Below are 18,820 nucleotides of genomic sequence, written 5' to 3' on the forward strand. Positions count from 1 at the left end.
GTGAGGCGCGGTCGGTCAGTCAGGCGCGGTCAGTCGATCGTCACGTAGTCGGCGCCGGAGTAGGCACCCGTGGCGAGCTTCTGACGCTGCAGGATGAGGTCGTTGAGCAGGCTCGAGGCGCCGAAGCGGAACCACTCGGGCGTGAGCCAGTCGTCGCCGGCGATCTCACTGACCATGACGAGGTACTTGACGGCGTCCTTGGTGGTCTTGATGCCACCGGCCGGCTTGACCCCGACCTGGCTGCCGGTGAGCTCGCGCCAGTCGCGCACGGCCTCGAGCATGATGAGCGTGACCGGGAGGGTGGCCGCGGGCTGCACCTTGCCGGTGGACGTCTTGATGAAGTCGCCGCCCGCGAGCATCGAGAGGTAGGAGGCACGGCGGACGTTGTCGTAGGTGACGAGCTCGCCCGTCTCCATGATGACCTTGAGGTGCGCCGTGCCACAGGCCTGCTTGACCTCGGCGATCTGGTTGAAGACCGTGAGGTAGTCGCCCGAGAGGAACGCCCCGCGGTCGATGACCATGTCGATCTCGTCGGCACCGGCCTCGACGGCGTCGCGGGTGTCGGCGAGCTTGACCGGCATGCTCGCTCGCCCGGACGGGAAGGCGGTCGCCACGGCAGCGACGTGGATGCCGCTGTCGCCGAGCGCGGCCTTCGCGGTCGCGACCATGTCGCCGTAGACGCAGATCGCGGCGGGCCGCGGCGTCGTCGGGTCGAGCGGGTCGGGCACGAGGGCCTTGGCGCACAGCGACCGGACCTTGCCGACCGTGTCGGAGCCCTCGAGGGTCGTCAGGTCGATCATCCCGATGGCGGTGTCGATCGCCCAGGCCTTGCTCGTCGTCTTGATCGAGCGGGTGCCGAGCGACGCGGCCCGGGCCTCGCAGCCGACCTGGTCGACGCCGGGGAGGCCGTGCAGCCAGGAGGTCAGGGCATGGTTCGTCAGGCGCGACACCCCGAGGACGTCCCGCGCCTGCGCGGTGAGGTCCTGCGCGGAGCGCGTCGTGGTGCTAACTGTCACCACCGGAGTCTATCCACCTATCGAGACGGCCCGTGACGCGTGAGAGAGTCTGTCCGTGAGCCCCGACGTGTCCCCGCCGCCCTCCGACTCACCCGCCGAGGAGCACCTCGAGCGCGTCGCCCTGCGCGACGCCCGCACGCTCCGGCCGGGCTCGTCGGTCACCGTCGGCGTCATCGGCGCGGTCGCCGGTGTCGCCCTGCTCGTGCCCGCCGTGCTGACCGAGCCGCGCAGCTGGACCCTCATCTCGACGGTGGTGCTCGCCCTCGTGCTGCTGTGGCTGTTCGTCGTGCGCCCGTGCGTCGTCATCCACGCCGAGGGCATCCGCCTCGTCAACCCGGTGCGCGTCGTCGACGTCACGTGGCCCGCCATCAGCGAGGTCCGGTCACGATGGGCCCTCGAGCTCGTCGCGGACGGCCGTCGCTACACCGCGTGGGGCGTCCCGGCCGACCCGGGCCGCCCGAGGTACGGCCGCGGCATGCTGACCGTGGGGGCCAACAAGGTGCGCGGCAAGGGGACCACCGAGGAGCCGACGAAGTCCAAGGTCGAGGCGCAGGCCGTCGCGGCCGAGGTCGAGGCGCGCATGAGCGCCGACCGCAAGCGCAAGGACGGCCGGACGCCGCGCATCGCCCACCAGGTCTGGGACCCGGTCTCCGTCGGCCTGCTCCTCGCCGCCGCGGCCTTCTTCGTCATCGGGACGTTCGTCGTCTGACGGTCCGCGGGTGACCCCGCCCCACGCGTACGCCGTCGACGGCTACGCACGGGGCTCGCTCACAGGGACGTGAGGCGTTCGAGGTCGGCCCGGACCCGGGCCAGGCGGGTCTCGGCCACCGCGCGGGACTCACCGAGCGAGGCCGGACCGGCCACCGGCTCGATGACCTCGAGGTAGACCTTGACCTTGGGCTCGGTCCCGCTCGGGCGCACGATGACCCGCGAGAGGTCGGTCAGGTGGTAGCGCAGGCCCTCGGTGGGCGGCAGCCCTCCGTCGCCCTCGGCGAGGTCGTCGACGCGGTCGACGTCGACGCCGGCCACGGTGGTCGGCGGCTCGGCGCGCAGCCGTCCCATGAGGGTCTCGATCTGGGCGAGGTCCGAGACGCGCACCGAGAACGAGTCGGTCGCGTGCACCCCGTGCTCGATCGCGAGGTCGTCGAGCAGGTCGATGAGGGTGCGGCCCTGCGCCTTGAGGGTGGCCGCGAGCTCGGCGAGCAGCAGGGCGGCGCTGACGCCGTCCTTGTCGCGCACCAGCTGCGGGGCGACGCAGTAGCCGAGGGCCTCCTCGTAGCCGTAGCGCAGCCGGTCGACGCGGGAGATCCACTTGAAGCCGGTCAGCGTCTCCTCGTGGGCGAGCCCGGCGGCCTTGGCGATCGAGGCGAGCAGGCGCGAGGACACGATCGAGTTGGCGAAGACGTCCCGGCGCGAGACGCCGCGCCGCACGATGTGCGCACCGAGCAGCGCCCCCACCTCGTCGCCGCGCAGCATCCGCCAGTCGCCGAGGGCGGGGTCGAGCACGGCCGCGGCGCACCGGTCGGCGTCGGGGTCGTTGGCGATGACGAGGTCGCACCCGACGGCGCGGGCTCGCGCGAGTGCGAGGTCGATCGCACCCTTCTCCTCGGGGTTGGGGAAGGCGACGGTCGGGAAGTCCGGGTCGGGCACGGCCTGCTCGTCGACGACGACGGGTGCCGCGAAGCCCGCCTGGACGAAGGCCGTGTGCACCGTGCCGTGGCCGACGCCGTGCAGGCTCGTGTGGACGATGCGGAGGTCACGCGGTGAGTGCGGGTCGACGACGCTGACGACGGCGTCGACGTAGTCCTCGAGGAGGTTGTCGCCGAGCGTCTCCCAGCCCTCGGCGGCGCGGGGCACGTCGGCCACCCGCTCGACCCGTCCGATGTGGGCGGCGATCTGCGCGTCGGCGGGCGGCACGATCTGGCTGCCGTCGCCGAGGTAGACCTTGTAGCCGTTGTCCTGGGGCGGGTTGTGGCTCGCCGTCACCATGACGCCCGCGTCGGCACCGAGGTGGCGGATCGCGAAGGCGAGGACCGGCGTGGGCAGCGGCTGGGGGAGCAGCAGCGCCCGGCCACCGGCCGCGACGACGACGGCCGCGGTGTCACGGGCGAAGACGTCGGAGTTGTAGCGCGCGTCGTAGCCGACGACGACGGTCGGTGCGTCGCCGCAGCGCCCCTCGTCCTTGAGGTATGCCGTGAGGCCGGCGGCCGCCCGGATGACGACGCTGCGGTTCATCCGGTTGGGACCGGCACCGAGGGCTCCGCGCAGCCCCGCGGTCCCGAACTCGAGCAGGCCGGACATGCGGTCGGCGAGGTCGGCCGCGGCGTCCGCGTCACCCTCCGTGGCACGCGCGAGGACGGCGTCGAGCTCGTCACGCGTCGTCGGGTCCGGGTCGTCGTCGCGCCAGGCCCGCGCCGCGGCATACAGGGTCTCGGTGGTGTCGACGGTCGTCATCAGAGGCGCCCCACGACCGCAGCGAGCAGCCGGCCACACCGATCGGCGGCGGCCTGGCCGGCCTCGAGCACCTCGGCGTGGCTGAGCGGCTGGTCCGAGATGCCCGCGGCGAGGTTGGTGACGAGCGAGATGCCGAGCACGTCGAGCCCGCTCTGGCGGGCCGCGATGGCCTCGAGCGTCGTCGACATGCCGACGAGGTCGCCGCCGATGACCTTGGCCATCTGGACCTCGGCCGGGGTCTCGTAGTGCGGTCCGCGGAACTGGACGTAGACGCCCTCGTCGAGGTCGGCGTCGACCTCGCGGGCGAGGTCGCGCAGCCGCGGGGTGTAGAGGTCGGTGAGGTCGACGAAGTTCGCCCCCTCGATGGGGGAGTGCGCGGTGAGGTTGATGTGGTCGCGGATGAGGACCGGGGTGCCGGGCGACCACGCGGGGTTGAGGCCGCCGCACCCGTTGGTCAGCACGATCGTCGAGCAGCCCGCGGCCTTCGCGGTGCGGACGCCGTGGACGACCGCGCGCACGCCGCGTCCCTCGTAGAAGTGGGTGCGGGTGCCGAAGACGAGAGCCCGACGGCCGGTGTCGCCGATCGCGACGGAGCGCATGCTGCCCGAGTGGCCGGCCACGGCGGCCTTGTGGAAGCCGGGGACGTCGGCGTTCTCGACGGTCGCGAGCGTCTCACCGATGAGGTCGGCGGTCTGGCCCCAGCCCGAGCCGAGCACGAGCGCGACGTCGTGGTGGTCGACGCCGGTGCGCTCGGCGATGACGGCGGCGGCGTCGGCGGCGACGTCGAAGGGGTCGGTGGAGGGGTCGCTGAGATCACGGTGGGAACGGGTCACGCTCAGGACTCTAGCGAGGTCGACGCGGGGCAGGAACCGATCCCCGGTGGTGCCGCAGGGGCCGACCGGGCCCGGCGCGGAGGATGGTTGGATGGTCCCGTGATCACGCGCGAGACATCCGTTGTCATCATCGGCGGCGGCCCCGGGGGCTACGAGGCGGCCCTCGTCGCGGCCCAGCTCGGGGCGCAGGTCACGATCGTCGAGAAGGACGGCCTCGGCGGCGCGGCGGTCCTCACCGACTGCGTGCCCAGCAAGGCCCTCATCGCGACCGCCGACTACATGTCCGACTTCGAGACGGCCTCGCGCCTCGGGGTGCGGCTGCAGGACGACGACGGCGACGAGGTGTCCGACGCCGTCGCCCAGGCGGACACCGTCAACGACCGGATCCTCGAGCTCGCCGCCGCCCAGAGCGCCGACATCCAGGGCAGCCTCGAGCAGGTCGGCGTCACCGTGCTGCGTGGCACCGCCCGGCTCGCCGGCCGCGGACGTGTCGCGGCCGAGCTCGCCGACGGCACGACGCAGGAGCTGACCGCCCACGTCGTCCTCGTCGCGACCGGCGCGGCGCCCCGCATCATGGACACGATGCGACCCGACGGCGAGCGCATCCTCACGTGGCAGCAGATCTACTCCCTCCACGAGCTCCCGGAGCGCATCATCGTCATCGGCTCCGGCGTCACCGGCGCCGAGCTCGCCCAGGCCTACCTCGGCCTCGGCTCCCAGGTCGTGCTCGTCTCCTCCCGCGACCGGGTGCTCCCCGGCGAGGACGCCGACGCCGCCACCGTCATCGAGGACGTCTTCCGCAAGCGCGGCATGGAGGTCATGGGCAAGTCCCGGGCGGCCTCGGTGGAGCGCACCGCCGACGGCGTCGTCGTGACGCTCGTCGACGGACGCACGGTAGAGGGCTCGCACGCCCTGCTCGCCGTCGGCTCCGTGCCCAACACCGCGGGCCTCGGCCTCGAGGAGGCGGGCGTCGAGCTCAGCCCCTCCGGGCACGTCCAGGTCGACCGCGTCTCTCGCACCAGCGTCGGCGGCGTCTACGCGGCCGGCGACTGCACCGGGGTGCTGCCGCTCGCCTCCGTCGCGGCCATGCAGGGACGCATCGCCATGTGGCACGCGCTCGGCGACGCCGTGTCGCCGCTCAACGTCCGTGGCGTCGCCGCCAACATCTTCACCGAGCCCGAGATCGCGACCGTCGGGATCAGCCAGAACGCGGCCGACGAGTCACCCGACGTCGAGTCGGTCACCCTGCCCCTCGCCCGCAACCCGCGCGCCAAGATGCAGGGCATCAGCGACGGCTTCGTCAAGCTCTTCTGCCGCAAGGTCTACGGCACGGTGCTCGGCGGCGTCGTCGTCGCGCCGAAGGCCTCCGAGCTCATCTACCCCGTGGCGCTCGCCGTGCAGAACCGGCTCAGCGTCGACCAGGTGTCGAGCACCATCACGGTCTACCCGTCGCTCTCCGGCTCGATCGCCGAGGCGGCGCGCCAGCTGCACCAGTCCGACTGACCCGACCGACGCCCGACCGGCGCCCCGACTGGCGCGTCGGCGACCCCGGAGGCCCGCGGCACTGCGCGCCGCCCCGGGACCCGGCCGGACGGCATACGTCGTCGGTGGCGGGTCAGTGCCGCTCGTCGCCCGGCGCGGGGCGGTCCGCCTGCTCGCGCTCGAGCTCGGCGAGACGGTCCTCCTCGGCCCACCGCTCGCGGCGGCGACGGGAGACCACCTGGCGCAGCTTCTTCTGGAGCGGGTACACGACCGCGGCCACGACGATGAGGATGACGAGGTTCGCCACGGAGAAGACGGGCTGGTCGGCCGTGGCAGTGGGGAGGGTCGCAAACACATGAGCAGTGTGCCAGAGGCGTAGCGTCGGGCCCGTGGCGGCGTCGTCGCCACGTCAGGGAGGCCGCCCGTGCTGCGGGCGGAGGTCCCTGAGCAGGTCGGACCGTGGAGGCACACGCAGTGAGCGACTGGATCCAGAAGGCCAAGGACTTCGTCAAGGGGCACCCCGAGCAGGCCCAGCAGGGTCTCGACAAGGCCGAGGAGCTCATCAACGAGCGCACCGGCGGGAAGTACGCAGACAAGGTCGACCAGGGCACCGACAAGCTCAAGGAGGGCCTCGGCCTGCCGCCCGACGCCGAGGGCACGCAGCCGCCCGGCACCCCCGAGCCGCCGGCTCCGCCGGTGCCGGCCCCGAGCCCTGCGCCGACGCCGACGCCCGAGCCCGCGCCGACCCCGGAGCCGGCGCCGACACCGGAACCCGCTCCCACCCCGACCCCCGGTCCGGGGCCCTCGGAGCCGAGGCCCCCGGTCGACCCGACCGACCCGGCCCCCGTCGACCCCCACCTGCCCGGTGGACCCGGCCCCTCGGAGATCCCGCCCGCGGGCGAGCCCGCCGGTGAGCAGGACCTGCCCGGCGTCCCCGACCCCAACCTGCCCGGCACCGGCGAGGGCGACATCACCCTCGGCGACCCGCCGGCCAAGCAGGGCTGACGCGACACCGCCCACCCGGCGACGCACGAGGGCCGACCTGCCTCGCGGCAGGTCGGCCCTCGTCGTGTGTCCTGCGGCGCTCAGCCCTCGGCGGCGTCCGCGATCTCGGCGAGCACGGCGCCCGACGTGACGGTCTCACCGACCTTCGCGGTCAGGCCGGAGACGACACCGGCCTTGTGCGCGGTGATCGGCTGCTCCATCTTCATCGCCTCGAGGACGATGACCAGATCGCCCGCCGCGACGGTCGCGCCCTCCTCGACGGCGATCTTGACGATGGTGCCCTGCATCGGCGCCGTGAGGGAGTCGCCGGAGGCCGCGCCACCGGACTTGCCCCCACCGGACCGCTTCGGCGCCTTCTTCTTCGCCGCGGACGCGGTCCCGCCACCACCGAGCGACAGGCCGCCCGGGAGCGAGACCTCGAGGCGCTTGCCCCCCACCTCGACGACGACGGTCTGACGCTCCTCGGCCTCGGCCGACTCGGCCGACCCACCGGCATACGCCTCGATGGTGTTGTCGAACTCCGTCTCGATCCAGCGCGTGTGGATCGAGAAGGGCGCGCCGTCGGTGGGCGCGAAGGCGGGGTCGGCGACGACGGCCCGGTGGAAGGGGACGACGGTCGGCATGCCCTCGATGGTCAGCTCGGCCAGCGCCCGGCGGGAGCGCTCGATGGCCTGCTCCCGGGTGCGGCCGGTGACGACGAGCTTGGCGATCATCGAGTCGAACGCGCCGGCGACGGTGTCGCCCTCGACGATGCCGGCGTCCCAGCGCACGCCGGGTCCCTGCGGCACGACCATGCGGCTCACGGTGCCCGGTGCCGGGAGGAAGCCACGACCGGCGTCCTCGCCGTTGATCCGGAACTCGATCGAGTGGGCGTGCGGCTCGGGGTCGCCGTAGTCGAGGGACTCGCCGTTCGCGATGCGGAACTGCTCGCGCACGAGGTCGATGCCGGTGACCTCCTCGGTCACGGGGTGCTCGACCTGCAGGCGGGTGTTGACCTCGAGGAAGCTGATGTCGCCCGCCGGACCGACGAGGAACTCGCACGTGCCGGCGCCGACGTAGCCGGCCTCCTTGAGGATCGCCTTGCTCGCGCGGAGCAGCTCGGTGTGCTGCTCCTCGGTGAGGAAGGGCGCGGGAGCCTCCTCGACGAGCTTCTGGTTGCGGCGCTGGAGCGAGCAGTCGCGCGTCGACACGACGACGACGTTGCCGTGCTGGTCGGCGAGGCACTGCGTCTCGACGTGGCGCGGGTGGTCGAGGAAGCGCTCGACGAAGCACTCGCCGCGGCCGAAGGCCGTCACGGCCTCGCGCACCGCAGAGTCGTAGAGGTCGGGGATCTCCTCCATCGCACGGGCGACCTTGAGGCCGCGTCCGCCGCCGCCGTAGGCCGCCTTGATCGCGACGGGGAGCCCGTGCTCCTTGGCGAACTCGACGACCTCGTCGGCCCCGGACACGGGGTCCTTCGTCCCGGGCACGAGCGGGGCGCCGGCCTTCGTCGCGATGTGGCGCGCCTTGACCTTGTCGCCGAGCGAGTCGATGGCCTGCGGCCCGGGGCCGATCCAGACCAGTCCGGCGTCGATGACGGCCTGGGCGAACGACGCGTTCTCGGCGAGGAAGCCGTAGCCGGGGTGGACGGCGTCGGCGCCGGCCTGGCGGGCGACGTCGAGCAGCTTCTCCTGGACGAGGTAGCTCTCGCCGGGGGTCGAGCCCCCGAGGGCGTACGCCTCGTCGGCGACCTTGACGTGCAGGGCATCCCGGTCCGGGTCGGCGTAGACCGCGACCGAGGCGATCCCGCTGTCCGCGCACGCCCGCGCGATGCGGACGGCGATCTCACCACGGTTTGCGATCAGTACCTTGCTGATGGGTGCCATGGCTCGGACTCTATCGGGCTGACGTCACGTCAATTCGGCCTCCTCGGCCGTATTCCCGGTCGTCTCGGAGTGAGGTCGCGCACACCACCGCGGTCGGGTCCGGCCTAGCGTGGACGCCATGACGACACACGGGTCAGTCCCCACCCTCGAGCTCGGCCACGCCTCCACCCCCGGCCTCACGATCCCGCAGATCGGCTTCGGTGTCTGGGAGGTGCCGGACGCCGCCGTCGACGCCGCCTTCGGGCAGGCCCTCGACGCCGGCTACCGCCACATCGACACCGCCCGCATCTACGGGAACGAGGAGGGCGTCGGTCGGGTCCTCGCCCGGGACGACGTCGACCGCGACGACGTCTTCGTCACGACGAAGGTCTGGAACGACGACCACGCGCAGGTGCCCGCCGCCTTCGACGCGTCGATGCAGCGCCTCGGCATCGAGGTCCTCGACCTCTACCTCATCCACTGGCCGGCCCCGCAGCAGGACGCCTACGTCGACGCCTGGCGGGCGATGCTCGAGCTCCAGCGCGAGGGCCGGGTCCGCTCGGTCGGTGTCTGCAACTTCCAGGTGCCCCACCTGCAGCGGCTGCTCGACGAGACCGGGGTCCTGCCGTCGGTCAACCAGGTCGAGCTGAGCCCGTACCTCCAGCAGCGGGAGCTGCGCGCCTTCCACGCCGAGCACGGCATCGTCACCGAGGCCTGGAGCCCGCTCGCCGTGCGTGCCGGTCTGCTCGACGACCCGGTCGTCGTCGACCTCGCCGCGAAGCACGCGGTGACGCCGGCCCGGCTCGTGCTGCGCTGGCACGTCGAGCTCGGCAACGTCGTGCTGACGCGTTCGGTCACCCCGGCCCGCATCGTCGAGAACGTCGACATCTTCGGGTTCAGCCTCGGCGAGGACGACCTCGAGGCCCTCGCCGGGCTCGACCGGGGGACGCGCACCGGACCCGACCCGGACACCTTCGGCTGAGGCTCCGTCAAGCACCCGGTCGGGTACGCTCGGCGCGCCGCGCCGACTGGCAGCGTCGGGACCGAAGCCGACATACGGCGCCTGGCCCGGAAAGGAGGACACGTGTCACCCGCGGAGGTACGAAGGCTGGCGGCATTCCGCGCACGGCTGCCTGCGTACGAGGCGCCGCCGCGGCGGCGTGCCCGCCAGGCGCTGCGCACAGCTCTAGCGCTGACTCGCCCGGAGGTTTGGCCATTGCCCAGCGGGGTCGGCACCTTCTGGTGGGACGGCCACCCCAACTTCGGCGACGCCCTCACGCCGTGGCTCCTGCCCCACCTCGGCGTCGTGCCGGTCCTTGCAGCACCCTCCGATGCTCAGGTCGCGGGCGTCGGCAGCATCCTCGAGATGCTCCCTGAGCAGTTCGGGGGAGTCATCTGGGGCTCAGGGAGCATGTATGGCCTGCCCCTGCGGCTCCCTGATGCGACCGTGGCGGCCGTCCGGGGACCGCTGACGCGCGATCTGCTCGATGTGGAGCAACAGGGATCGGTGGCGCTTGGGGATCCGGGCCTGCTCGTCGCGCGTTTGATGCGTCGCCCCTCCGTGAAGCACGCAGTAGGGGTCGTCCCGCACGGCAGCCACCGAGGCCGTCCAGAGTTCGCGGCACTCACATCAGCAGCACCGGGCGAGGTGAGTCAGGTGCTGACGTACCAACCCGTCCATCGCGTGCTGCGTCACATCGCCTCGTGCGAAACGATTCTGACGACGTCGCTGCATGGACTCATCGTCGCGGATTCCTTCGGCATTCCAGCGGCCTGGGCCATGCCGGAAGAGCTCATGGGGGGCCGCTTCAAGTTCGAGGACTACGAGAAGGTCGTCACTCCGGGCCGTACTCGCGAGATCGCGCTCGACCCGTCGACAACACTGGCTGAGGTGCTCCGGTCGGTCCGAACCGCAGACGCAGATCGCGTACGGGCGAGCCAGGACGACCTGATGCGCGCTGCGGCCCTGATCCCCCGCCGACCACTGGCCCGCGTCGTCCTTAGCCGCGGAGTCAACAGGGACGTGGAGACCTAGACCGGCTGCGATCCTGCGATCTAGAAGTGGCAAAGAAGTCGGCCACGACTACCCCGCCTTGAACGTCAGGGCGCCTGATGGAGCCGAGGCCGAATGGACCAGAGCCGATGTGACCGACATCCCCTTCCGACGGGGGGATCAGTGCACGAGCTTGAAACGCAGGCGTTCGAGTCGCCAGGTCAGGGGGGGTGGGGTCCACACATGCACGCGGTCGCTCACGTGGGGCAGGAACCGCCGCGCGCCCCGGTACGCGGACAGCGCACCGGGCACGTCGGCGGCTCGAATTCGTGACCACACCCATCCCTGGACCATGCCGCGGTACTCACGACGGTAGTCGTCGAGGTCGATGGCGGGCCGACTGCCGTAACGGTCCCAAACCTCGTTGAGCACGGCGGTGATGTATTCCGGGCCCGCGCTTCGCTTGGTGCGCGTGATCTGCGCAGCGTGTAGCCGGATGAACACGAGCCGCTCCGGAACGAGGTGCCACTCGGTCACTGCAGCGATGTTGATGAACAGAAGCCAGTCCTGCCCGCGTCGGAGCCCGTCAGGCACAGGCGGTAACGCGTCGATGACCTCCCGTCGAACGACGGAGCCCGAGATCACCCCACGGTTGCGTTCGAGCATGAGCTCGAGGCTGCGTCCCTCTGTGTCGAGGTACGACAGGTCGTTGAGGGGCGTCGCGCCCACGGCTGCTCGCTCGAGCTGCTCACGACTGGCGCCAACGAGCTCTGGGAGCAGGCCAAATGCGCCGCCCGGGTCTTCGTCGGGCGTGTGGAACAACCAAAACTCCGGGCGCACTGCCAGGCAGTCCGGATGCGCCTCGACATACCGTCGAAGCACGTCCTGCTTGTCCCGGTGCCACAAGTCGTCGTCGTCGAGGAAAGCGATCCACGGCGCAGTGGCGAGCGCGATGCCGGCATTGCGGGCGCCCGCCGCACCCGTGTTGCCGTCGAGGGTGTGCACGCGCGTATGCGAGTAGGCCGACCCCAGGGCCTCCGCCGTGCCGTCGACGTCGCCGTCCACGACCACGATAACCTCGAGGGGTGGCCATGTCTGCGCCCATGCGCTCTCGACCGCCTGGAGCACGAGGTCGCGCCGGTTGTGTGTCGGGATGACGACGGTGTATTCGAATTCCCGCATCGCGACCTTCCAGAGACGTTGCCGGGCGGGACCAAGGCTAGCGAGCAACGCGCAGGCGCGCAGCCATCCGCACCTGTTAGCCTCCACGCGTGCGTCGACGCTACGACCGTCTGGAACAGGTCGCCCTGATCTCGTTGGCGCTGTTGTGCGTCATCGGAGCCACGTCGATCGTGCTCCGCGAATCCATCCTGCCCTACGTCGTCGGCTTCGTGCTGCTGGGACTGATTGCGGTCTTGCTCGTCGAGGTGCGCCGGAAGCTGCGCCTCGAACATCAGGCAACCCGGTTCCACGTCGGTGAGGCCGTCCGCGAGTCGACCGCGGCGACCCAGCTCGTCTCGCTCATAGACGCGACCGCTCCGCTACCCGCCATGGGCGATTGGGCCATGCAGCCGAGCGCCCTCGTCACGATGTTTCACCTCGCGCGGAGGAATCGTCCGGCAGTCGTCGTCGAGCTCGGCAGTGGCGCATCCACCGTCATCCTCGGTCACGCGGTCCGGTCGTTCGGCGGCCGCGTTGTCTCGCTGGACCATGAAGAGGCGTTCGGTCGGGCGACCCGTGAGGCCGTCGACGCGCACGGCTTGGGGGACACGTGCACGGTGGTCGTGGCCGCTCTGGTCGACATCGAGGTGGGGGGTCGCTCGGTGCGGTGGTACGACCTGTCCGCGCTGAGCGGGGTCGAACCCATCGGAATGCTCGTCGTTGACGGGCCGCCCGGGGCGACGGGCCCGGAGGCCAGACATGCTGCACTGCCACTCCTTCGCGACCGGCTCGCTCCCGGCGCCATCGTCGTCCTCGACGATGTCGACCGAGACGACGAGCGTCGTACCGTCGCGGCATGGGACGATGCGTTTCCCGAACTCGAGCCGGTTGGCAGCCCCGCGCCACGTATCGCCATCCGCAGGGTGCGGCCCTAGGAGGACTCCGGGGGCGGCAGTACGTTGGGGCCATGGGACTGTTCTCGCGCAAGGGCAAGGACGACACCGACGAGCCTTCGGACGTCGAGCCCGCGGTCGGCGAGGACTCGGACGATGCACTCGGCCCAGACTTCACCGGACGACCCGTGGCGGTGCCGCTCGGCGACGAGGAGCGGGCGCGCATCGCCTCGGCGCTCGAGCACGCCGCCGCCGACGGGGTGGACGTCGACGACCTCACGTCGATCGGCGCCCACTACGACTCGGCCTACCGTCGCTGGGCCGACGAGGGCGGCTCCGGGGAGGGGCCCGACGTCGTCGTCGAGACGTATGCGGTCGCCATCGGCGAGCACCTCGCGCGCCACAGCGCGCGTGACTGGGCGATCGTCACCGACGTCTTCGGCACCGATCTCGGCCTCGTGGCGGCACGCGCCGACACGGTGGTCGTGCCGCACAACCTCGTCGGAGCACGGTGGATGCGCGGCGAGACCGGCTGGATCCCCGGCGTCGTCTCCCACCTCGTCGGCATCCGCCCTCGCTCCCGCTGAGCAGGCCCCTAGGATCGCCGGCATGGACAGTGCCGCCCCGGACGGGCCCGACCGACGCAGCAAGCGCGACCTGGAGGAGGGGATCCAGCGCGACTTCACGCGCAAGATGTCCTACGGCGACTACCTGCGGCTGGACACCCTCCTCAGCGCGCAGCAGCCGCTGAGCGAGCCGCCGCAGCACGACGAGCTGCTCTTCATCATCCAGCACCAGACCTCGGAACTGTGGCTCAAGCTCCTGATCCACGAGCTGCGTTCTGCCCGAAGCCTGCTCAAGGCGGACGAGCTGGCGCCGGCGCTCAAGCGGCTCGCGCGCGTCAAGCACATCCAGCACACGCTGACCGACCAGTGGTCGGTGCTCGCGACCCTGACGCCGAGCGAGTACGCCGAGATCCGACCCTTCCTCGCCGCGAGCTCGGGCTTCCAGTCGGCGCAGTACCGCGAGGTCGAGTTCCTCCTCGGCAACAAGAACCCCGACATGGTGGCGGTGTTCTCCCACGACGAGGGCGCCCGTTCGGCGCTCGACGCGCTGCTGCACGAGCCGAGCCTCTACGACGAGTTCCTCGCCTACCTCGCACGACGGGGGTATGCCGTCCCGGCCGGCCTGCTCGACCGTGACTGGACGCAGCCCTACCGCCACGACGAGGGCCTCGTCGACGTCTTCGCGGCCGTCTACGCCCAGCCCGACGAGCACTGGGGCGTCTACGAGACGTGCGAGGAGCTCGTCGACCTGGAGGACAACTTCCAGCAGTGGCGGTTCCGGCACCTCCAGGTGGTGCAGCGCACGATCGGGCAGAAGACCGGGACCGGGGGCTCGACCGGAGTGGACTTCCTGCGTCGTGCGCTCGACCTGACCTTCTTCCCGGAGCTCTATGAGGTGCGCACCCGCATCGGGGGCTGACCGGAGGGTCCTTCCGGTGTGCCGCCCTCGTGTCTGACGTTGCCGGGGTAGGTGTCATGCGCCACGGTGGTGTCACAGCGACATTCGTGGCGCGACCACACCAGACGCATGGGAGGCGACGTGGCTCAGGTTGCAACGGATCAGGAGACGCACGAGGGCGGCGAGCTCAAACGGGTCATGGGGCCGGGTCTGCTCCTGCTCTTCATCGTCGGCGACATCCTCGGGACGGGCGTCTACGCCCTGACGGGAGACGTCGCTGCCGAGGTGGGGGGAGCGGCGTGGGCGCCGTTCATCGTCGCGTTCGCCATCGCGATGGTCACGGCCTTCTCGTACCTCGAGCTCGTGACGAAGTACCCGCAGGCGGCGGGGGCGGCGCTCTACACGCACAAGGCGTTCGGCATCCACTTCCTGACGTTCATCGTCGCGTTCACCGTCATGTGCTCGGGCATCACGTCGGCGTCGACTGCGTCGCGCGCGTTCGCGTCGAACCTCGCGAAGGGCTTCGGCCTCGACGACGAGAACGCGACGTTGATCATGCTCGTCGCGCTGGGGTTCATGGCCGTCGTGGCCCTCGTCAACCTGCGCGGTGTGGGGGAGAGCGTCAAGGCCAACATCGTCCTGACGCTCGTCGAGCTGTCGGGGCTGCTGCTCGTCATCTTCGTCGGCTTCTTCGCGATCTTCGCGGGCAAGGGTGACTTCTCGCGAACGATGATCTTCGAGTCGCCGAGCGACAAGTCCACCTTCTTCGCCGTCACGGCGGCGACCTCGCTGGCGTTCTTCGCGATGGTCGGCTTCGAGGACTCGGTCAACATGGCCGAGGAGACGAAGGACCCGGTGCGCATCTTCCCGAAGATGATGATCACGGGCATCGGCATCACCGGGGTCATCTACGTCCTGGTGTCGTTGTGCGCTGTCGCGATCGTGCCCGTGGGCGACCTCGCGGCCAGCGACACGCCCCTCGTGACGGTGGTCGAACGGGCGGCGCCGGGTGTGCCGATCAAGGACCTGCTCCCTTTCATCTCGATGTTCGCCGTCGCGAACTCGGCCCTGATCAACATGCTCATGGCGTCGCGGTTGCTCTACGGGATGAGCCGCCAGGAGGTGCTGCCGCACTTCCTGGGCAAGGTGCACCCGCGCCGCCAGACGCCGTGGGCGGCCATCGTCTTCACGACGCTCCTGGCCTTCGGGCTCATCATCTACGTGTCGGGAGCGAGCGAGGACGCGGTCTCGGCCCTCGGTGGCACGACGTCGCTGCTGCTCCTCGGGGTCTTCACGATCGTCAACATCGTCGTCCTCGTCCTGCGTCGCGACCCGCAGCAGAGCGACCACTTCGTCACCCCGTCGGTGCTGCCGGTCATCGGGGCGATCTGCTGCTTCTTCCTCGTGCTGCCCTTCTCCGGCCGACCCGGAGAGCACTACACGATCGGCGGCGGCCTGCTCGCCCTCGGCGTCGTGCTCTGGGCGTTGACGTGGATGGCCAACCGTGGCCTGCGCGCGAAGAAGACGTACTTCCGGGACACGGACGACCTCAGCGGCGGTGGGCCCGTCAACTAGGCCTGCTCAGCTCGCCCGGCCATCGGTGCCCTCGCGCTCCTCGTCGGTCTCGACGGGGAGCGCGAGGTGTCTGCGGTCCCGGTATCGGCGCGGCTCGCACTGGCACGGGCACTCGGCGATGCACAGCTCCTCGAAGCAGACGTCGGGGCACGCGCACTCGACGTCGGCGACGGGTGGTGCCTCGACGCGTGGCTGCCGTCCTCGCATGAGACGGCGCCGGAGGGCGAGCGTGGGCTCGGTCGGGTGGTCGGTCGGGCGTTCGCGGTGCGGTGCGGCTTCGGCCAGGTCGTCCCGGGCGGCGCGGTGGCGGAACCAGCCCCGAGCCTCGGGCCGGTCGTACCGCGGGAAGGCCCAGCGTTCGAACGGCACCTCGTCGGGTGGGGCGACGTCGAGGTGGGCCGGGAACCGTCGGCCCTGGTTGTCCCGCACGGTGTCGACCGGCACGGGCCGCACCTCGTTCCCGTCGCCGTCGACGACGACGAGACGCAACCCGGCCACGGCCAGGATCTCCTCGAAGAGCCGAAGAGGCGGCGCCGCGACGTTCGTCTCGTACCTGCCGACCGTGCTCGAGGAGACACCGAGGAGCGCGGCCAGATCGCGCTGGCTGAGGTCAGCCATCCGTCGGGCGCGCACGACGTAGCGCGCGACCTCATCTCGTCTCTGCTCATTCGCGGGATCGGCGCTCATGAGGTGATCCTGAGGACGCGCACCGACAGGTCACGGGTCTCCCCGGCCGCACATCCACAGACGCAGCCGTCAGGGCAGGGGATGTGGACGACCCCTACGTCAGTGCCCCGCACCACGGAGCAGTGACCGACCCTGTGGGCGTGGAACCGTCGAGGAGCGGCGTCACCAGCTAGTCAGTGCTCCCGTGGGCGGGGCAGTGACGTAGCCCGTGGATGGGGCTCGCGGGGTCGGGGGTGCCCGGCCGCTACGTCAGTGCTCCGGTGGGTGGGGCAGTGACGTAGCCCGTGGGTGGGGCTCGCGGGGTCGGGGGTGCGCGGCCGCTACGTCAGTGCTCCGGTGAGTGGGGCAGTGACGTAGCCCGCGGGTGGGGCTCGCGGGGTCGGGGGTGCCCGGCCGCTACGTCAGTGCTCCCGTGGGCGGGGCAGTGACGTAGCCCGTGGGTGGGGCTCGCGGGGTCGGGGGTGCGCGGCCGCTACGTCAGTGCTCCGGTGAGTGGGGCAGTGACGTAGCAGGCGCCGAGCTCAGGTGCTCAGCCAGAGGTCTTGGCGCGGACCTGGCGCTTGATGCGGCCGAGCATGGCTACCATGCCGCGCATGCGCAGGGGTGACACCGCCTCGGCGAGGCCGAAGCGCATGGGGGCGTCGTCGGGGACGGCCAGCACCTCGGCGGCCGAGAGGCCGTCGAGCCCCTCGTGGAGGATGCCGGCGAAACCGCGGGTCGTCGGAGCCTCGGCGGGAGCGTCGAAGAAGAGGCTGACGACGCGGTCGTCGAGCGAGGTGCCGTCCGCGACCTCGACCGTGAGGAACAGCGGCGACTGGCACTCGTCGACCCGCTCGAGCTGGTCGAGGTGGCCGGCATACCGCTCGGGCAGTCCCGGCAGCTCGTCACTGAACTCGAGCAGCAGCTGCAGCTTGAGGTCGTTGCTCGCCGAGCGGAAGTCCTCGACGATCTCGGCGAGGGAGGCCGGCAGTGGGGTGTCGCTCACGAGAGGCTCCTGACTCGCGTCCGGGTCACTTCTCGATCGGCACGCGCACGGCGTTGCCCCACTCGGTCCACGAGCCGTCGTAGTTGCGCACCGCCTCGAAGCCGAGCAGGTGCGTCAGGACGAACCACGTGTGCGAGGAGCGCTCGCCGATCCGGCAATAGGCGACGACGTCGTCCGAGGGCGCGAGGCCCTGCTCCTCGAGGTAGATCGCCTCGAGGTCCTCCCGCGACTTGAACGAGCCGTCCTCGGCGGCGGCGCGCGCCCACGGCACCGACTTCGCGCCGGGGATGTGACCGCCGCGCATGGCCCCCTCCTGGGGGTAGTCGGGCATGTGGAGCAGCTCGCCGGAGTACTCGCCGGGGGAGCGGACGTCGACGAGCGGCTTGCCGATGTGGGCGAGCACGTCGTCCTTGAAGGCGCGGATCGGCGCGTCGTCACGCTCGGCCACGGGGTAGTCCGCCGTCGCCGGCGACGTGACGTCGCGGGTGAGCTCGCGGCCCTCTGCGACCCACTTGGCGCGGCCGCCGTCGAGCAGGCGGACGTCCTCGTGTCCGAAGAGGCTGAAGACCCACAGGGCGTATGCCGCCCACCAGTTGCTCTTGTCGCCGTAGATGACGACGGTCGTGTCGCGGCTGATGCCGCGCCGGCCCATCACCTCGGCGAACCGGGCGCCGTCGACGTAGTCGCGCGTCACCGGGTCGTTGAGGTCGACGTGCCAGTCGATCTTGAGCGCGCCCGGGATGTGGCCCGTGTCGTAGAGGAGGACGTCCTCGTCGGACTCGAGCAGCACGATGCCGTCCGGGCCACCGATGCCACCGGCTGCGACCTGCTCCGCGAGCCACTCCGTCGTGACGAGGCGCTCGGGGTGGGCGTAGGCGGAGATCTTCGTGTCTTCAGCGCTCATGACCCCATCGTGTCACGCGGGGCCGAGCCTCTCACACGTGGTCGAGGCGCCCGAGGTCGTCGCGACAGCGCCGCTCGAACTCGCCGAGCTCGGCGATGGCGTCCTGCACGTCTCTCAGGCGCTGCTCGAGGTCGGTGCGGCGCTCGTCGATCTGCCCGAGGACGTACTCGAGCTGGGTCCGCCGCCCACGCGGGGCGTCGAAGAGGTCGATGATCGTGCGGATCTCCTCGAGCGGGAAGCCGAGCCGCTTGCCGCGCAGGATGAGGCCGAGGCGTGTGCGGTCGCGGCGGTGGTAGACGCGCTGCGTGCCGCGACGCTCGGGGGAGATGAGCCCGAGGTCCTCGTAGTGGCGCACCGTCCGGTGGGTGACGTCGAACTCCTCGGCCACCTGGGCGATGGTCCAGGTCTCGCCGGTCCGCGAGGACGGGCGCCCCGTCGACGCGGTCGCGGTGTCGCTTGTCATGAGGTCGATAGTGCTTTACGTTTACGTCAACGTCAAGCACGCGTCACGAGCGCGTGATGGC

General features: G+C 71.2%; 19 protein-coding genes. 9 read left to right on the forward strand and 10 right to left on the reverse strand.

The genetic code is table 11. The features are described 5' to 3' along the window. Nucleotides 1-29: 29 nt before the first annotated feature. On the reverse strand, nt 30-1,016 hold the full coding sequence (deoC, locus tag ACSSS0_RS17490) for a deoxyribose-phosphate aldolase (protein ID WP_487228991.1): 987 nt from the start codon (nt 1,014-1,016) through the stop codon (nt 30-32). Between the two features lie 55 nt (nt 1,017-1,071). Between deoC and ACSSS0_RS17495 the strand changes: the two genes are divergently transcribed. Next, the gene (locus ACSSS0_RS17495) at nt 1,072-1,725 is read left to right on the forward strand and encodes a PH domain-containing protein (RefSeq protein WP_435986661.1); all 654 of its coding nucleotides are present in this window, start codon (nt 1,072-1,074) and stop codon (nt 1,723-1,725) included. Between the two features lie 59 nt (nt 1,726-1,784). On the opposite strand, the gene ACSSS0_RS17500 is transcribed toward ACSSS0_RS17495, so the two are convergent. Continuing rightward, complete coding sequence (locus tag ACSSS0_RS17500) at nt 1,785-3,470, reverse strand: phospho-sugar mutase (protein WP_487228992.1); 1,686 nt, start codon at nt 3,468-3,470, stop codon at nt 1,785-1,787. Continuing rightward, nucleotides 3,470-4,303 carry a purine-nucleoside phosphorylase gene (locus tag ACSSS0_RS17505; protein WP_435986659.1) on the reverse strand — a complete coding sequence of 278 codons (834 nt, stop codon included), beginning with the start codon at nt 4,301-4,303 and terminating at the stop codon, nt 3,470-3,472. The genes ACSSS0_RS17500 and ACSSS0_RS17505 overlap by 1 nt, the downstream gene beginning before the upstream one ends. A gap of 99 nt (nt 4,304-4,402) precedes the next feature. Between ACSSS0_RS17505 and ACSSS0_RS17510 the strand changes: the two genes are divergently transcribed. Further along, nucleotides 4,403-5,806, forward strand: a complete 1,404-nt coding sequence (locus tag ACSSS0_RS17510) for an NAD(P)H-quinone dehydrogenase (protein ID WP_487228993.1) — start codon at nt 4,403-4,405, stop codon at nt 5,804-5,806. Nucleotides 5,807-5,918: 112 nt separating this feature from the next. Here ACSSS0_RS17510 and ACSSS0_RS17515 read toward each other — a convergent pair whose 3' ends face one another. After that, nucleotides 5,919-6,140 (reverse strand): hypothetical protein, encoded by a 222-nt coding sequence (locus ACSSS0_RS17515; RefSeq protein WP_435986657.1) that lies wholly within the window; start codon nt 6,138-6,140, stop codon nt 5,919-5,921. A gap of 119 nt (nt 6,141-6,259) precedes the next feature. Between ACSSS0_RS17515 and ACSSS0_RS17520 the strand changes: the two genes are divergently transcribed. Continuing rightward, complete coding sequence (locus tag ACSSS0_RS17520; protein ID WP_487228994.1) at nt 6,260-6,790, forward strand: antitoxin; 531 nt, start codon at nt 6,260-6,262, stop codon at nt 6,788-6,790. An 80-nt stretch (nt 6,791-6,870) separates the two neighbouring features. Here ACSSS0_RS17520 and ACSSS0_RS17525 read toward each other — a convergent pair whose 3' ends face one another. Further along, the gene (locus ACSSS0_RS17525) at nt 6,871-8,655 is read right to left on the reverse strand and encodes an acetyl/propionyl/methylcrotonyl-CoA carboxylase subunit alpha (RefSeq protein ID WP_435986655.1); all 1,785 of its coding nucleotides are present in this window, start codon (nt 8,653-8,655) and stop codon (nt 6,871-6,873) included. Nucleotides 8,656-8,773: 118 nt separating this feature from the next. On the opposite strand from ACSSS0_RS17525, the gene ACSSS0_RS17530 reads away from it, so the two are divergent. Together ACSSS0_RS17530 and ACSSS0_RS17535 are read left to right on the forward strand one after the other, a co-directional pair. Then, entirely contained in the window at nt 8,774-9,616 is an 843-nt protein-coding gene (locus tag ACSSS0_RS17530; protein WP_435986654.1) for an aldo/keto reductase, read from the forward strand. 102 nt (nt 9,617-9,718) lie between these two features. Beyond that, complete coding sequence (locus tag ACSSS0_RS17535) at nt 9,719-10,669, forward strand: polysaccharide pyruvyl transferase family protein (protein WP_487228995.1); 951 nt, start codon at nt 9,719-9,721, stop codon at nt 10,667-10,669. 138 nt (nt 10,670-10,807) lie between these two features. On the opposite strand, the gene ACSSS0_RS17540 is transcribed toward ACSSS0_RS17535, so the two are convergent. Then, a complete protein-coding gene (locus ACSSS0_RS17540) occupies nt 10,808-11,809 on the reverse strand; it encodes a glycosyltransferase family 2 protein (protein WP_487228996.1) in 1,002 nt (333 codons plus the stop codon). A gap of 89 nt (nt 11,810-11,898) precedes the next feature. Here ACSSS0_RS17540 and ACSSS0_RS17545 point away from each other — a divergent pair, with 89 nt between their 5' ends. The 4 genes from ACSSS0_RS17545 to ACSSS0_RS17560 all read left to right on the forward strand — a co-directional run bounded on the left by ACSSS0_RS17545 (nt 11,899) and on the right by ACSSS0_RS17560 (nt 15,720). Further along, nucleotides 11,899-12,723, forward strand: coding sequence for a class I SAM-dependent methyltransferase (locus ACSSS0_RS17545; protein WP_487228997.1), 825 nt, complete (start codon nt 11,899-11,901; stop codon nt 12,721-12,723). Nucleotides 12,724-12,755: 32 nt separating this feature from the next. After that, nucleotides 12,756-13,268 carry a DUF3806 domain-containing protein gene (locus tag ACSSS0_RS17550; RefSeq protein ID WP_487228998.1) on the forward strand — a complete coding sequence of 171 codons (513 nt, stop codon included), beginning with the start codon at nt 12,756-12,758 and terminating at the stop codon, nt 13,266-13,268. A gap of 22 nt (nt 13,269-13,290) precedes the next feature. Next, nucleotides 13,291-14,166 (forward strand): tryptophan 2,3-dioxygenase, encoded by an 876-nt coding sequence (kynA, locus tag ACSSS0_RS17555; protein WP_435986652.1) that lies wholly within the window; start codon nt 13,291-13,293, stop codon nt 14,164-14,166. A gap of 108 nt (nt 14,167-14,274) precedes the next feature. After that, on the forward strand, nt 14,275-15,720 hold the full coding sequence (locus tag ACSSS0_RS17560; RefSeq protein ID WP_487228999.1) for an APC family permease: 1,446 nt from the start codon (nt 14,275-14,277) through the stop codon (nt 15,718-15,720). Nucleotides 15,721-15,726: 6 nt separating this feature from the next. Here the strand turns inward: ACSSS0_RS17560 and ACSSS0_RS17565 are convergent, their stop codons facing one another. From ACSSS0_RS17565 to ACSSS0_RS17580, 4 genes are all read right to left on the reverse strand, one after another. Further along, nucleotides 15,727-16,407 (reverse strand): helix-turn-helix domain-containing protein, encoded by a 681-nt coding sequence (locus tag ACSSS0_RS17565; RefSeq protein ID WP_487229000.1) that lies wholly within the window; start codon nt 16,405-16,407, stop codon nt 15,727-15,729. Between the two features lie 529 nt (nt 16,408-16,936). Beyond that, nucleotides 16,937-17,392, reverse strand: a complete 456-nt coding sequence (locus tag ACSSS0_RS17570; protein WP_487229001.1) for a SufE family protein — start codon at nt 17,390-17,392, stop codon at nt 16,937-16,939. A gap of 25 nt (nt 17,393-17,417) precedes the next feature. Next, entirely contained in the window at nt 17,418-18,296 is an 879-nt protein-coding gene (locus ACSSS0_RS17575; protein WP_487229002.1) for a sulfurtransferase, read from the reverse strand. Nucleotides 18,297-18,327: 31 nt separating this feature from the next. Continuing rightward, on the reverse strand, nt 18,328-18,759 hold the full coding sequence (locus ACSSS0_RS17580) for a MerR family transcriptional regulator (RefSeq protein WP_435986647.1): 432 nt from the start codon (nt 18,757-18,759) through the stop codon (nt 18,328-18,330). Nucleotides 18,760-18,820 lie beyond the last annotated feature (61 nt).

The organism is Terrabacter sp. R4-6 (assembly GCF_057529065.1).

Excerpts from the sequence above, each read along its gene's own strand:
- ACSSS0_RS17500 (WP_487228992.1), bottom strand. The coding sequence starts at position 3,470 with ATGACGACCGTCGACACCACCGAGACCCTGTATGCCGCGGCGCGGGCC.
- ACSSS0_RS17525 (WP_435986655.1), bottom strand. The coding sequence starts at position 8,655 with ATGGCACCCATCAGCAAGGTACTGATCGCAAACCGTGGTGAGATCGCC.
- ACSSS0_RS17530 (WP_435986654.1), top strand. The coding sequence starts at position 8,774 with ATGACGACACACGGGTCAGTCCCCACCCTCGAGCTCGGCCACGCCTCC.
- ACSSS0_RS17540 (WP_487228996.1), bottom strand. The coding sequence starts at position 11,809 with ATGCGGGAATTCGAATACACCGTCGTCATCCCGACACACAACCGGCGC.
- ACSSS0_RS17550 (WP_487228998.1), top strand. The coding sequence starts at position 12,756 with ATGGGACTGTTCTCGCGCAAGGGCAAGGACGACACCGACGAGCCTTCG.
- kynA (WP_435986652.1), top strand. The coding sequence starts at position 13,291 with ATGGACAGTGCCGCCCCGGACGGGCCCGACCGACGCAGCAAGCGCGAC.
- ACSSS0_RS17560 (WP_487228999.1), top strand. The coding sequence starts at position 14,275 with ATGGGAGGCGACGTGGCTCAGGTTGCAACGGATCAGGAGACGCACGAG.
- ACSSS0_RS17565 (WP_487229000.1), bottom strand. The coding sequence starts at position 16,407 with ATGAGCGCCGATCCCGCGAATGAGCAGAGACGAGATGAGGTCGCGCGC.
- ACSSS0_RS17575 (WP_487229002.1), bottom strand. The coding sequence starts at position 18,296 with ATGAGCGCTGAAGACACGAAGATCTCCGCCTACGCCCACCCCGAGCGC.
- ACSSS0_RS17580 (WP_435986647.1), bottom strand. The coding sequence starts at position 18,759 with ATGACAAGCGACACCGCGACCGCGTCGACGGGGCGCCCGTCCTCGCGG.